The 15225-nt window shown below is 38.0% G+C and carries 12 protein-coding genes; 1 reads left to right on the top strand and 11 read right to left on the bottom strand.

Annotation, left to right across the window (positions count from 1 at the left end; translation table 11 throughout):
• Positions 1–6: 6 nt before the first annotated feature.
• The 10 genes from cas1d to H6G75_RS16625 form a co-directional block, all read right to left on the bottom strand.
• Positions 7–1011 carry a type I-D CRISPR-associated endonuclease Cas1d gene (gene cas1d / locus H6G75_RS16670; protein WP_190981142.1) on the bottom strand — a complete coding sequence of 335 codons (1005 nt, stop codon included), beginning with the start codon at positions 1009–1011 and terminating at the stop codon, positions 7–9.
• A gap of 121 nt (positions 1012–1132) precedes the next feature.
• Positions 1133–1795 carry a CRISPR-associated protein Cas4 gene (gene cas4 / locus H6G75_RS16665; protein WP_242051553.1) on the bottom strand — a complete coding sequence of 221 codons (663 nt, stop codon included), beginning with the start codon at positions 1793–1795 and terminating at the stop codon, positions 1133–1135.
• Complete coding sequence (locus H6G75_RS16660; protein WP_313934860.1) at positions 1795–2007, bottom strand: four helix bundle protein; 213 nt, start codon at positions 2005–2007, stop codon at positions 1795–1797. Before H6G75_RS16660 ends, cas4 begins: the two co-directional genes overlap by 1 nt.
• A 79-nt stretch (positions 2008–2086) precedes the next feature.
• Complete coding sequence (gene cas6, locus H6G75_RS16655; protein ID WP_190981141.1) at positions 2087–2923, bottom strand: CRISPR-associated endoribonuclease Cas6; 837 nt, start codon at positions 2921–2923, stop codon at positions 2087–2089.
• Positions 2924–2949: 26 nt separating this feature from the next.
• Positions 2950–3561 carry a 2OG-Fe(II) oxygenase gene (locus H6G75_RS16650; protein ID WP_190981140.1) on the bottom strand — a complete coding sequence of 204 codons (612 nt, stop codon included), beginning with the start codon at positions 3559–3561 and terminating at the stop codon, positions 2950–2952.
• Positions 3562–3640: 79 nt separating this feature from the next.
• Entirely contained in the window at positions 3641–5917 is a 2277-nt protein-coding gene (gene cas3 / locus H6G75_RS16645) for a type I-D CRISPR-associated helicase Cas3' (RefSeq protein ID WP_190981139.1), read from the bottom strand.
• On the bottom strand, positions 5910–6668 hold the full coding sequence (cas5d, locus tag H6G75_RS16640) for a type I-D CRISPR-associated protein Cas5/Csc1 (RefSeq protein ID WP_190981138.1): 759 nt from the start codon (positions 6666–6668) through the stop codon (positions 5910–5912). Before cas5d ends, cas3 begins: the two co-directional genes overlap by 8 nt.
• 3 nt (positions 6669–6671) lie before the next feature.
• The gene (gene cas7d, locus H6G75_RS16635) at positions 6672–7691 is read right to left on the bottom strand and encodes a type I-D CRISPR-associated protein Cas7/Csc2 (RefSeq protein ID WP_190981137.1); all 1020 of its coding nucleotides are present in this window, start codon (positions 7689–7691) and stop codon (positions 6672–6674) included.
• 17 nt (positions 7692–7708) lie between these two features.
• Positions 7709–10402, bottom strand: coding sequence for a CRISPR-associated protein Csc3 (locus H6G75_RS16630; protein ID WP_190981136.1), 2694 nt, complete (start codon positions 10400–10402; stop codon positions 7709–7711).
• Positions 10403–10425: 23 nt separating this feature from the next.
• Positions 10426–10596: a hypothetical protein gene (locus tag H6G75_RS16625; protein WP_190981135.1), complete on the bottom strand. Its 171-nt coding sequence runs from the start codon at positions 10594–10596 to the stop codon at positions 10426–10428.
• A 436-nt stretch (positions 10597–11032) separates the two neighbouring features.
• Between H6G75_RS16625 and H6G75_RS16620 the strand changes: the two genes are divergently transcribed.
• Entirely contained in the window at positions 11033–11899 is an 867-nt protein-coding gene (locus H6G75_RS16620) for a transcriptional regulator (protein WP_190981134.1), read from the top strand.
• A 12-nt stretch (positions 11900–11911) separates the two neighbouring features.
• On the opposite strand, the gene H6G75_RS16615 is transcribed toward H6G75_RS16620, so the two are convergent.
• Positions 11912–15225, bottom strand: a 3314-nt coding sequence (locus H6G75_RS16615; protein WP_190981133.1) for a hypothetical protein, incomplete at its 5' end; no start/stop codon positions are given.

Below are 15225 nucleotides of genomic sequence, written 5' to 3'. Positions count from 1 at the left end.
TGTCACCTATTTCAAAACCAATGGCGGATACTTCTCCGTTTCACCCATGAGGTATTTCGCTAACAGTCGCGCTTGGAGTTCAAAGGCTTCTTGATAAGTGCATTTGCGCCCCATAACCGGATGCTTAAATTCCGATTGTTTTTTCTGTGCGTATAAGCGCAAGAATGTTTTGCGTCCTTCTGGTGTGAGGGAAACTGCACCGCTTAAGGGTTCGGTGATAAAATCTGCGGGTGTTAGCAGTTGCTTGTTTAAGGTAGATAACACAACCGCGTCTACCACCAGGGGGCGAAATTCCTCCATTAAGTCTAATGCGAGAGAAGGTCTACCATAGCGATCGCAATGCAGATATCCTAAATATGGATCAAAACCAACTATATTAATCGCCCCCTGCACATCATGACGTAATAACGAGTAACCAAAACTGAGTAAAGAATTTACCGGATCTGTTGGCGGACGGCGTAGGCGGTGAGAAAATTGAAATTCTGCATTGCGAATTAGTTGATTAAAACAACCAAAATAAGCTGCACTACCCGCACCTTCTAAACCGCGCAGTGAGTTGATATTGTGTGTGGTGTCGATTGGTGCGATCGCTTGTTCCAATTGGGTTATCTTTTTAGATAAATCTATATCTGAAGATTCGCGCTGACGACGGGTAAGAATTTGGCGATAATTTTTCAATTTACCACGCACAAATCCTTGTACAACATGAATTGCTTGGGGTGATTCTCCGGCGGCTTGCCATTGAGCTTTCCTAACAAATATATTTTTAGTCACCTCTGGTTCTATGCGTCCTAAATAACGACCATTTTCCGTGAGGAATGTGAGAGGAATACTGCGTTCTAAAAGTTCCGAAATCACAGCCGGCGAAACAGTAGCACGTCCTAAAACTACTACACCTTCTATTTTGATGAGTGGGACATCTAAAATTATCTTTTTCTCAAACTTGACGCTAAGACGTTCATCAATTTTGCCAATGAAAGCATCTTCCTGGGAAATGTAAACTGTACCCATGATTGTTTCCTTTATTTAAGAGAGCTTATTTTTGTAACGCAGATTAATGTATCTCTTCTTCTTTGCGCCTTTGCGCCTTTGCGTGAGCTTTTCAAAAATATTCTCAGCAACACCAAATTATTTATGCTGCTTCCTGATAACGTTTTACTTTGTCAGCAGTTTGAGGCAAACATTGAGGAGATAAACTGCATCCATCACAGCGTTTTGTTTTGATAGCTTTAGGCATTGCGCCTGTAAATAATAGCATTTGCACAGCTTCAATTGTGGCGATCGCACTTTGCCTTAACTCTTCAGAAATCTCCACTAATTGGCGTTGGTGGGAATGGGCATAATAAATATAGCCAGTGTTGATAGATTTACCCGTCATTTCTTCTAAACACAAAGCTTGAGCGCAAACTTGTAATTCATCGTTATCCCATTCACCTTTGCGTCCACGTTTATATTCGATGGGATAGTATTCGCCATTTTCTAATTCAATTAAATCTGCTTTGCCAATCAGCTTGTACTGATCAGACTTCAACCAAATGGCTCGTATCTGCCAAATTTCTTCACGTTGTCCTTCTCCTACAGTATGGACGCGATCGTGTAATGTCGTACCTTCAATTGTGTATTGGTTGTCAACAAATTCCCCCGCACAAAACATCCGCCAGCAGCGATGCGAACAGTAGGCATATTGATTTAATGCTGCGATCGGAATATATTCATCAGGTGACAGGTGATAGGTGACAGGTGACAGATTGGAGGTTTCAGATGAAAGAATATTAGTGATGTTTTGATTATTCATTAGCTTTTTAATATACGGTGGCGAAGAGTGGTGAGCATTTTGCTGATTTCTGTAATCAAAGATAATGTTGAATTAGCTTCTTCAGAAGAAAGATAATTGAGCTTTATTGTTAACATCAATAAAGTTTTTGTTTCCATTAATGAGCCTTTAGATATTGCAAGAAAATGAGCATAATCATGTTTGCTACTACTGCGTCCGTGACCTTCAGCTATCTCTTCTTCCCTTCTTATATCTCCTATCCCCTGTAACCCATAACCTATCCCCTATCCCCTGTAACCTGTTACCTATAACCTATAACCTTCTTACCATCCCCATTCCCATTGTTGTTTTCCGTCCCACACCTGCATATAAAGCAAAGTTAGCCAAGGTGTTAAGTTGTTTAATTTGAATTGGTTCAGCTTCGCCTAATATGCGATAATTAATTTCACCAATAACGCCAATAAATTTACTGCGGGAGTCGGCTAATATTTCTGTGTGGATATTAATAAAAGAAGGAAATATTGACTCCAGAGAAATTCCAGATAATTCTATTCCACTATATTTATTCCACCGCGAAAGTAGGGAATTAAAAACACATTCTCTGGTAGGAAGGGTAGTATCGAAATGTCCTTGACGGAAGGCGGTAGGTGTGGCAAAGCTCAAATTAAGAGAGCGATCGCTATCACTGGCTTCCTCATACAATTGAGTGTAGGTGCAAGCATTTGCCCAAGGTTGCGTTGATTGGGGTGTGCCTTGAATGCTGGTAATATACAAGTCAGCCGGGCCAAGATGCCAAGGGTGACTAGGATTGAGATTTAGCCATAGTTGCGTTAGTTGACTAAATAGGGTGTCATCTAACAAGGAAACGCGCCACCAGCAGGGAGTTCCGGCGGAAATTGCTTGTTGATGTTCCCAGCGCAGTTTAGATCCCCCCTTACCCGCCTTCAAAAGGGGGGAATTAGCATTACTAATTTGGAGAGGAGAGAGGGTAAAGGCTTTGTCTGCGGTAGAATCATGTAAGCGATCGCCTAATGTGCGATCTACAGAACTAACCAGGGTTAAAAATAAAGCGTGTAAATGTCTCCCGGTGAGATATTGCGATGGAATCGGCGACTGAGGTAGTAGGTTAAGAACTAGGCTGTGCGGCATACTTTAAAAGTCAAAAGTCAAAAAGCTTACTTGCGTTTCTTTGTTGTATTTTGAGCAACTCTAGACTCTACTGTAAACTCTGGTATGTCTACGAGTTCAGCATCGCTTAAAGTATACTGTTCGCACACTAAACTGAGGCGACTTCCAGAAGTTTTCACAGCATTGACAGAATGAGTCAAATCACCTTGAAAGTAAAGTAACGTATTCATCTGCGGCTTAATTTGTCCGAGTTGGCGTTTGTGTGATTTGAGTACCAGTTCACCACCTTCCATATTTTCTGGTATACGCACATAGAGAACGCTAACAAAGGTAGGCGGTTCAACGGTTTTGCAGTAGGAACGCAGAGAACGATCTATATGCGGATCGACGCGAGAACCTTCTTTGAGGAGTAAGGGGTTGAGGTAAAAAGCGTTACAGTTAGGCTGGAGAGCTAAATCGAGGTAAGGTTTGAAATAGGGGAATTTTTGCTCTACTGTGGAGATGTGCGATCGCCTAAACACTACAGAAAATCCCTTAGTACCGACAAAATCGCGGTTGAGGTTGTTGACAGCAAAATAAGGACAAGCGTGAATTTCTCCCCACAAGTTATTGAGGTATTCGCTGGGGAAGGCGTTTGGTTGTTGTTGGTAGTGTTTCACAGGTGTGTGAGAGAAATAATACTTATAAATTAACTTCCGATAAATTCTCGCACCATTGGCGCAAGAATTTCATTACCTATCACGCAATAAAAACTTCATCATCTGGGAGACGTAGCTGTTTATACTTCATAGCCATTGTTAAAATTCCTGATAAGCCTGCTAGAAACTCGTATAGTCTTTCACCATCATGACCAACAATATTTATAGGATAAGAAACAATTCCTTGTTTTCGTAATTGAAAAAGAGCAGTAGCATTAGTTCGAGGACAAATAATAACTCCTGGTAACAGATGTTTTGATAATGCTTGTAATTCAGGTGTAGGTCGTATTGCTTCGCCAATACTGCGGACAACGGTACAATTTTTAAAAGCCGTTAACTTATTTATCTCTGTACTAGCAAACTCCTGTCGGCTACCACAATAGCGCATTCTAAAACTCAGTTTATAGGTTTCAGTAGCACGACTTTTGATTTCGATTAAATCACCATTTTGAGCAAATTCGTAATAGCGCAACAGATGAAAGGGATCTAATTGAGTTTCTTCAGATTCATCTGTGACTAAATTATAAGGGTCACGAATGGGAAGACTTTCAAACAAACTGTAACGAAAACTAAATAATGGTGCATAGCTTGTACTAAAAACCTCAGCAAATTCTTTTAGGTCAGCCACTAAATCATTATGTTCTTTAAAAACCTTCTCGTATGCGTCTAATTTCGTGCGTCCAGCTTGTAAATCATCCCACTCTTCAGGGGATGTTACCTTGATAAAAGTTTTGACAAAAGCTTGACCACCTTTAAGAAATTTCCAGCCTGTCTTTAACTTATCCAAAGATTCTTTAGCAATGTTTTCCGCACCTCGTAAAACTTTCATTCTATGCCGATAATCTTCCCAACTACGTTTAGTATCCAAAACAGATTTTAAAGTATTAAACAGTTTGGGAATTAATTCTGCATCTGGTAAATTTTCAAATACTTCTTCCAGTTCTAACAAAGGACGCGCAATTTCTAGAGAAGCTTCTGAACGCCAGTAAGCTGTTAAAAAAGGTTTATCCAAACAGGAAAGGTTATCCAGCATTTCTTTCAATGCTGTACGTCCTCCAGTAGTATCAAGATTAATTAAACCTTCCTTCCAAGCATCAGCAGGTAAGTAAGCAATAGCCTCTGAATCAATGTTAGTTTCAGATTTACCTAAAACACGCCCAACTCTACCAATTCTCTGCCAAAATGCGGCGCGATCGCGTGCTGAAAAAATCAACCAATCTAAATTTTGTCGCGTCGGTTGAGGATGTCTTTCAAAGTTAAATCCGACATCTACAGTGCTAGTTGCTAAAATTATTTGACGCTGCATAGCCCTTTGTCTATCTTTTTTAGGTGCAGGGCCAGTTATCCGTCCTATATCATCACCGAGTCCTTGCTGTCGCAGCAAATCTGATAGACGATTAATATTATCGAGAGAATCTAAAATTACAGCACCATTTTCACTTGGTCTTTCTCGGAAACGATTTACAACTTCTGCTGCTAATTCTGCTAACCAATCTTCTTTACTTTCTGGTTTTGGTCTTAATTCTAAATTAACTGCTGTTTGTGATGGCAACAGATTGGTATTACCTGATTCTCCATTAATTATTGCTATTTTCACACCAGCCTGTTTTAAATTTTTCAATGCTAATTCACAAGCTGACTCTGGTGTTGCTGTCAGTAATACAACCTTGCGTCCATTTTGAAAAAAGCGAAAAACATGAGAATAGGCAAGATAAAACAGTAATCCTACAAGCTGTTTCGCATCGTAGAGATGAAACTCATCAAAAATGACTGTAGAAAATTTTGTGTAAAAGCCAGCAGCAATATTTCCTCTATCTAGCTTGTTATATGCAAAGAAAGTTGCATAGTAGAAAGTATCAGGATTTGTCACTAAGATAATTGGTGTATTTGCTCCCACATCATCAAAAACTGTCGCCGGATTTCGCAAAATATTATATAGTTTTTCTCCTGAACGTCTGCCAACTTTATCGTTAGTCCAGTTTTTCACATCTTTAGCTGAAGCCGCTTTCACAACATGAGGTAAATTAGCATCTCGTACAAACTGTTTTGCTGCTTCTGTTTGTTGTTCAATTAAAGCATTAGTTGGAGCAATATAAACAGCACTTTTATTAGGCTGATGTTTTAATACTGCTAATCCAGCTTTAGTTTTACCTGTGCCAGTTGGTGCTAAATCCAGGATAATGTCAGCATCCTTAGATTGCTCAAATACATCTATTTGATGTTGAAGTGCATTACTAATAAAAGATATTTTATCTGGTGATGCACAAGCTGAAATACTACGAGGTTCTAACCTGATAACTAATTTTTGATTACTCATTGCTACTTGCTCTACCGCAAAAATGTAATCCTGCTGGTACAATCATTTCTCCAACCTGCCAAGCAGCACCGCGAAAACGCAGATTTTTAATAATAGGTGCAGGAGGAATAGAAATTAAATCGAAAGCTAATGTCTCTATTTGCTGTGGTATATCAGCAACATTTAGATAATGTTGCGTTTGATATTCACCTTCTGGTAGTAAAGTTACTGGTAATTCATTGAGTACATTTACTTTGACTTTACTCATGAATTTACCAAGACGAATATAAGCAGGTAATTGAAGATTTCCAAATACCAAAGTTTGGAATTTATTCCCTCGTTCAATCATTCGCAGTCTTCCAGTTTGCGGGAAATTACTTGGTCGAAATGAATTTGGTTTTTTCCCTTGGCGTTGTAACGGTAAATCTTCTCGCGCCGTAGCAACTCGGTTATTAGTCATTGCATACCAATAAGCATCAGAAAGAGCATTGAAACGTTCAAATCTGAATGTTACTCTACCTATAGGTGAAGCTGGTAAAATATAAACATTCTGTGCTATTGGTTGTAAATCTTCTTTGTAGGTTGGTCGTCCTGTAGCCTGACCTTGGAGGCGATAGGGGGAATTAACTAAACCTAAAGCATAGGTAAGAGCATAATTCCCAATTAACCCCTCAGTGTAATAGGTATCAGACAACTCCCTAGAGGCAAAAAAGACTGGTTCAAGACAGTGTAATTCAACAAGTTTTGCCTGCTGAAAAGGAATTGTTGACATAATCTAACTCTCTACTTCAACTGGTGTATTTTTGCCTTTACCTTTAGCTTTTTTCTTCTCAGCCGCAACTTGGCGGAAAGGTTCATAAGATTGGCTTAAACGTTTCAGGAAATTATCACGTTCTGCTTCTGACCAATGAGTTTCTACATCAGTAATTAAGTTTGCTAATTCTGCTTCAGATAAATACACAGATACGCCTCTCTTGTTTTGCCAATTAGCTATTACTTGTCTACTGGCTGTAATTAATTGGTTAGTATTCAGAGGGTGTTCTAAAGGCTTACCTAAAACATCGTATGTAGCTTGCACAAGTTCCAAAGAACTAGGAAGTTCTGTAATACTGCCAAATATGCCTAATATTTGGTTTTCCATACGTCCCACACGGCTGGAAACTGCACCATAGCGACTGGTGAACAGAATATTACCGATGATGTATCGCAGTTCATCAGCCGTGACATCTTTTAAAGTGACAACATCAAGAAAATGTACACCTGGTTTGATATATTCGCTAGTATTTAAAGCGGTGGAAGCATTACCTTTTTCATCGCGCATTGTGCCATTTTCATAGATGGCGTTAATAGTGCGATCGCCTACAACATCACTAGCAGGTAAAATACTAAAAGCATCTTCAGTCCAAATGCGGCTTTTTTGTGCGCCACCTCCACCAGCAGCGAAACCGTAGAGAAAACAATCTACACACATTTCGCATGGTGAATTAGTATTTAACGAACACAGAGAACCATCTTTAATATTAGTGTATAAAAGCTCGTGCGCTCTTAAATGTTCTCTTCCGTAGCGTCTTTCCGGTGCTATTTGTTTACGCTTAGTCATTACCAAACGTTGAATAATATTGTCATTAGTAACACCAGCTTGCACAAACTCACTACACATCGGTTCACCAGAACCTTCTGTGCGAAAGATAGTTTCAGAATGAGTTGTTCTTAAAACAACTAAGGTAACAAAACGCCCTTTTGGGAAATTCTCATAAGTAGTTGCAAGAACTGAGGAAAGCTTTTGAATTGACATAATGAACTCCTAATTAATTACACAGTTGTAGTTGTTTCGCTTGAATTATCTTCAGATTGGCTTTTTTGTTGCTTACGTGCATCTTCAAGAAAGAATAAATAAGCAGCTTCTAAAGTTTTTTGGTCAGATAATAACTTCTCAGGACGTGCTGAATAAATCTCCTCATATAGCTTTCGCAAAACATCGTAGTAACGCTTGACTTGTTCTAACTTTGTTGCACCTACACCGTGTTCACGAATACGGTCTAATCGAGTATGATATTGCTGTACTAAAGCAGCGAAAATAATCTCTAAATCTAAATGAGATTTTTGAGAACGAATTGCAGCTATAAAAGCTGTGAAAGGTTCTGTTTGAGCAGTTCTCTTAAAAGAACTACCCCAAATTTTTCCTTCTGCTGCAATTTGAGCAGCTTCTTTGAGATACTTGGTTAATAACGAATTTTCATTTGGCATAAAGCTCTCCAATAAAGTATTTAGTGGCTCACAAATCCGACTCCAAATCATGCTTATATTTGGTTCATCTTGTTCTCGTAAAATCCAACGTAGCAAAACAAAATAAATTTCAATTGGTCTAACGCAAGCACGCGCCAAATCATATAAACAATCATCAGCTTTTTGAATACTCGCAACAGTTATTGCTAATTCGCCAATGCAGCGCAGTCTCTCTAGAATTTTTTCTGCATCTCCACTCTGCTGATATTGTCCACTTCCGAGCAAAGTTTGTAGTGCAGCAGGTATTCCCTCTACTCGTCCATAAACATCATCAAATAACTCAACTTCTAAGTTGCTACTCAGAGTAAAGGGAAAGCCAATATCTAAAGATAAGGATATTTCTAAACCTAGTCTCAGCGATTTTAGTAGAGCTAACGAAGCATTAATATCTCCCCAAACTAAAGGAATAATAACTGTTGTATGTACAAAATCTGGACGTTTAGGTAATGCTGCACCAACTACTTTATTGGCTTTAAATTCAAGATTGTTATCTCGATATAGTTTCAATTCATCAACGGTGACAGTGCCACCCTCACCATTTGTTGCAGCAATTTGTTGCAGAAGTTCACGCCAAATCCTTAATAATTCTGGTGTAGAACCTTTAGGTAATGAGAAATGTAAATAAAGTGGATCTTGTTTTTTAACAGCCGGAAAATTTGCACCAACCGTAATCAATTGATAAGCTAAAGCTGCAATTGAATCTGCTTGTCTTTTAGGTTCTGCACTAATCCCACCTGGTAAGCGGTTAGAAAAAGCTTGTACTTTTGTCCCAGGAGGCATATTATCTGAAATTAGCTCATCTATATCAGTAGATGTATAACCTAAAGAGCATCTTTGTTTAGGATTAGCTTCTATATAAGCATTTAAATCATTGACTCCATTTAACTGAATAGCAAAAGGTAAATTTACCATTCTGTTAACGGCTGCAACCATTTCCTCAGATATTTCTACTTCCTCTGAGGTTTGTGTACTTGTTTGTCTTAACTGGAAAGATTCTTTTAAAGCTTCTTTAATACCCTCAATTCCTTTAACAGCAGCCTTAGCAGCAAATAAAGGTCGTCCATATTGGCCATTCAATGGCTCAATTGCACTGCGCTGATGTTCAGAAATACCAGTATGATGAGCAATTTTATCCCAAACTTCTTTAGGGCTTAATCCAGCCTCACGGTAGCTCAAATAAGCAGCTTTTAATCCTTCTGATATAGCAAATTCTTCGTCATTACTTACGGGAATTAAACCAAGTTCAGCCGCTTGTTTTATTGCTTCTGCACCAGCAGCCTCACCCCACTTAGTTACATCTTTAGCAATCTTGTCTGATTTATAACCAGCTTTTTTCTTCTCTAAAAGAGCCTCTATATTTACCAGCACTTCATCAATATTTTGCTGGATAGCTTGTTGAGTAACTTTAATACCATCTTTTGTAGGTCTGACAAGTCTTTCTATGTTATTACCAAAAACTTGGTTAATTTTACTTTGCCAAACAGCAGCTATCTCTTTTGTTAAATCTGCATTTGGTAAAACTTCGCCTTCAAATAATGCCCCATCAGGGAAGATAGCTAAACAATGTAAGCCATGCTTTTGTAAAACTTCTTCGCACGCACCCAGTAATAAAGCTGTAATATAACCTTTATCTTCAGAAAGGCCTACTCTGAAAAGTTTGCAACTTCTATCAAAAGCAACGGTTAATTCTGTTTCCAGTTTGCGAAAGCGTTTTTCATCGGGAATACCCAAATCAAACAAGTCAGCAGCAGTCAGCATCGCCGCCCAACGTTCAATATTCGGATCTTCTGGTAGAAATCTTGCTCCATCGCTGACATTATGACCAGAATGACGTTCAATTAGCTTTCTGACTAACTCAAAATCATCGTCTGTCTGCACGAAAGTTAATACACAAGCTTTTTCTAGCTGTTCTCTTAAAAAGTCCTTGTCTCTAGCCAGAGTTTTTACTTTTCGTTCTTGAGGATCTAATTTATTCAGGTCATGAACAGCCGTCGCAGCTAATAGCAAAGGTCTTTTATCTTCTGCTACTCCTGCTATTTGACTGACTGTCAAAATAAATTGACACGCGGAGTCAAGATGTTCTGCAAGGGTTGTTCCCTTCCTAACCCCATACTGATCATGATGTGCGTGATTTTCGTATAGCTGGGGGCGGATTTCGCTGAAATAACGCTCCTCCAGGCTTTTGGGAGGGCGGTTTAAAAGCCTATTGCGCTTGATCATATAATGCTAACTGCTACCTAGATTTAGCTTTCAAAGTCGTTATAACTTATAACTTCGCCTTCGTCGTTAGTTACTGGTTGACATTTCAAATCTGCGATTACCTTTCTTAATCGACAGATTTCACGTTGATATTTGTCAATCAGAACCAGACATTCAGCAATCTTGTGAGCGATATATTCCACTGAGTAGTTCATAACCCATAGCCTTTTGCAGATTGAACGAAATCTACCTGCTCTAAGTATAGGCTTATTTTTTTTGTTTAGTGTCATATAAACATTGATGTTTATTTTCCAACCTCCAGTTTGGGGTCATCTTGGGTTATACTTGTATAACGCCCCAAAAATTGCTTAATCCCTAACAGGGATTGCAAATAGTGACATATATACATAGGGGTTGGTTTATTTTCATCAACTAATCCCTATCAGGGATGATCAGCCAGAGATTTACTCTGGCTTTTTTCATGTTTTCGACAACTAAATTGATAGAGCATCACAGAAATGTCAATACAGTTTCATGTGATAAGTATCGTTACTTTGGCTGTGTCTATGCACTTTAGAGTAAAATCCTGATTTACAATTACAAATAACAATATGGCACAAATCTTTTAAAAGTGCAAGTACATTTTTGAGAATGCCGAGAAAAAAAGAAACGATTACACTGTCAATTCCGCCTGGAACCAAGGAAAAACTAGAAGCGATCGCTCGCAATCTCAACATATATTGGGGTAAAGACCCTAGTATTTCTGGCTTAATAGTAGCGATCGCTCAACAATCCGTAGAACTCGGAAAGCCTTTCACGCTAGACTCTAATCAAGCGAATGCCTTACAACAAGCCATCAAAGCCCTCAGTGATGCTGGTCGCATTGGTGAAGCTCAAACTGTAATTGCACTTTTGATAGAACGTGGAAATTTAGATCCAGCAATCCGCCAGTCTTTATTGAAGCAGGCTAGTAAACTTTTGCAAGCATGGCAAGAGCGAATAAATGAATACAGGCAAAATCAACAGCCCTTTCACCTGCTTTATGAAAATTCTCAAGGGCTAGAGCTACTGTATACAGTACGTTACGCAGAACCACGCTTCTTTGATAGACGCTTTTATTTGATGATTTGGTGTGAAGAAACAGAGGATGTAGAAAATTTGATTCCAGATTTGCCAGAACTTTGGCACAACCGTAATTTAACCTTCGATAGAATCCGTTCAATTGTACCCGCAAGCGGTGATTGGCGAGAAGAGGGATTAGATTACATAAAAGTGTACTTACACTTTAGAGGTTGGATGGTAAAATCTTATCAGCTTAGAGAAGATGACTTAGAAGATGAAATCATTGGAGATGTGCGTCAGGTAGTGCGGCGGGTTGTCAACGAGTTTTGGCTAATTCGGGAAGTTGCACGCTATTGGGATGAATGTGTAATTATCTCACCTGAACCGATGCGCGATCGCCTCAAGCAAAAACTCAAAACTCTTTGTCAGCATTATGAATTAAACATTGATTCCTGATATGAGATAAATTTACCAAGGTAAACGCCCGGAATAATTATTTCCTCGGCGTTCCCTTTCTATATCCAAACGCTGTTTCAGCATCTTGTATATTTCGTGTGCAAGAGTATCTAAGTTTTTCGATTCATCTTCTGAAGTAGAATCTTCGTTAGTTAATGAATTACTATTATCTTGTTGAACAGAATCGGCTGAGTTGAATGTTTCATAACTGGCTTGGATAAATTGCATAGAATTTTCATTGTTAGGAAAATCATTACCTACACTTCTAATTTGTTTTACAGCTTTTGGCTTATTGTAAGATTGGTTATTTTCTCTGAGCGTTTGTATAATAGTTTGTGGACTAATACTATTAACTTGAATTTCATCAAATAACTCAGCAATATTTGACCATGAGTTTGGTATATCTTGTGCTAATTTTCTTTGAATATTGTAAGTAGGATTATGAGATTGAGCAAGAGTCTGAGTAACTTTTGGTGAATTTGTTTTATCCTTTGCCGTAGATGATGTAGATTTCGATATTTGAGAAAGTGGAGAAAAAATTGAGATATTTTTTAAAGCTTTAGGCAATTGAGAAATTTCTGTTTTACTTAATATATTTTCTGCTGATGCCGATGTAATTTTTAGATTATCATTTGTTAAGTTACTATCTATTTTTGGCTGAATAATTTCTGAATCTGTACTAGTATTTGCAGGTGCAATCTGTTTTTGATTTGATGCAGTTAGTGAGTGTTCAATTTCCTCGACAACTGATTGAGAAGATATCGAATTATCACTATCTGTTTTTGGTTGAATAATTAGTGATTCTGTAGCAGTATTGAAAGGTGCGATCGCTTTTTCGTTTAACTCAGTGAGTGAATGATCAATTTCTGCTATCTCTGGTTGAGAAGAGACAGAATGATCACTATATAATTTTGGTTGAATAACTGGTGATTCTGTAGCAGTATTGAAAGGTGCGATCGCTTTTTCATTTAATGCAGTTTGTGAGTGGTCAATTTCTACTATATCTGGTTGAGAATAAGCAGAATTATCACTATCTATTTTTGCTTGAATAATATCTGATTCTGTATCAGTATTAGAAGGTGCGATCGCTTTTTCATTGAACTCAGTTCGTGAATGGTCAGTTTCTAATATCTCTGGTTGAGAAGAAGCAGAATTATCACTATCTAATTTTGCTTGAATAATTAATGATTCTTTAGCATTGTTGAAAGGTACGATCGCTTTTTCACTTAACGCAGTTCGTGAGTTGTCAATTTCTGTTACCTCTGGTTGAGAAGAAGCAGAACTATTACTATCTAATTTTGCTTGAATAATCTCTGATTCTGTAACCTTGTTAGGTGGTGAGATCGCTTTTTCATTGAACTCAGTTCGTGAGTGGTCAATTTCTACTATCGCTGGTTGAGAAGAAGCAGAACTATTACTATCTAATTTTGGTTGAATAATATCTGATTCTGTAACTTTGTTAGGTGGTGCGATCGCTTTTTCATTGAACTCAGTTCGTGAGTGGTCAATTTCTACTATCGCTGGTTGAGAAGAAGCAGAACTATTACTATCTAATTTTGGTTGAATAACTGGTGATTCTGTAACACCATTAGAAGGTATGATCGCTTTTTTATTTAACGCAGTGTGTGATTCGTCAGTTTCTACCATCTTTGGTTGAGGAGAGACAGAATCATCGCTATCTAATTTCGATTGAATAATTTCTGATTCTGTACCAGTATTGGAAGGTGCGATCGCTTTTTCATTTAACTCATTTCGTGAGTAGTCAATTTCTACTATCTCTGGTTGAGGATAAACAGAATTACTACTACCTAAATTTGCTTGAATAATGTTTGGTTGTATACCAGTATTAGATAGTGCGATCGCTTCCTGACTATTTGGTTGAGGAAAAGCGGAATTATCACTATCTATTTTTGCTTGAATAATTGGTGATGTTGTACCAGTATTAGAAGGTATGATCGCTTTTTCACTTAACACACCATTAGAAGGTGCGATCGCTTTTTTATTTAACTCAGTTCGTGAGTGGTCAATTTCTACTATCTCTGGTTGAGGAGAAGCATAATTATTACTAGCTGTTTTCGGTTGAATAATGTTTGATTCTGTAGCAGTATGAGAAGGTGCGATCGCTTCTTCATTTAACGCAGTTTGTGAGTTGTCAATTTCAACTACCTCTGGTTGAGGAGAGACAGAATTATTACTATCTATTTTTGGTTGAATAATGTCTGATTTTGTAGCAGTATTAGGTAGTGCGATCGCTGCTTCACTTAACTCAATGTGTGAGTCGTCAGTTTCTACTATCTCTGGTTGATGATAAACAGAATTATCACTCTTGATTTTTGATTGAATAATCACTGATTGTGTATCAATATTAGATGGTGCAATCGCTGGTTGTTTTAACTTAGTTTGTAAATGTTCAATTTCTACTTTATCTGATTGATGATAGACAGAATCATTGCCAATTTTGGCTTGAATACCTGGTGATTGTGTAACAAGATTATGTGGTAAAATTGCCTTTTCATTTGAAGTAGTTTGAGAATGTTCGATTTCTACCATCTCTGTTTGATGAGAAGCAGAATTATCACTATCTAATTTTGGTTGAATAATATTTGATGGTGTACCAGTTTTAGATGCTGCGATCGGTGTTGGGTTTAACTCAGTTCGTGAATAGTCAATTTCTACTATCTCTGTTTGAGGAGACGCAGAATTATCACTATCTGTTTTTGTTTGAATAACTGTTGATGCTGTAAAAGTATTAGAAGGTGTGATGGCTTTTTCACTTAACTCAGTTAGTGAATGGTCAAGTTCTGGTATTTCTGTTTGAGGAGACGCAGAATTAGCACTGTCTGTTTTTGCTGCGATCGCTTCTTCATTTGACACACTTAGCGAGTGGTCAAGTTCTGCTATTTTTGGTTGAGTAGAACCAGAATTACTGTTATTTATTTTTGCTTGAATAATACTTGGTTCTGTAGCATTATTAGAAGGTACGATCGCTTTTTCACTTAACGCAGTTCGTGAGTTTTCACTTTCTTCTATCTTTGGTTGAGTAGACCCAGAATCACTGTGATTTATTTTTGCTTGAATAATATTTGGTTCTGTAGCATTATTAGAAGGTACGATCGCTTGTTCATTTATCTCAGTTCGTGAATAGTCATTTTCTACTATCTCTGGTTGAGAAGAAGCAGAATTATCGCTATCTATTTTCGGTTGAATAATGTTTGATTCTGTACCAGTATGAGAAGGTGCGATCGCTTGTTCATTTATCTCAGTTCGTGAATAGTCATTTTCTACTATCTCTGGTTGAGGAGAAGCAGAATTATCGCTATCTAATT

This window comes from Nostoc sp. FACHB-280 (genome assembly GCF_014697615.1).
Classification (GTDB): Bacteria; Cyanobacteriota; Cyanobacteriia; order Cyanobacteriales; family Nostocaceae; genus Nostoc_B.
The sequence above is the reverse complement of the archived record's forward strand: the minus strand, read 5'-3'. Positions and strand labels throughout refer to the sequence as shown.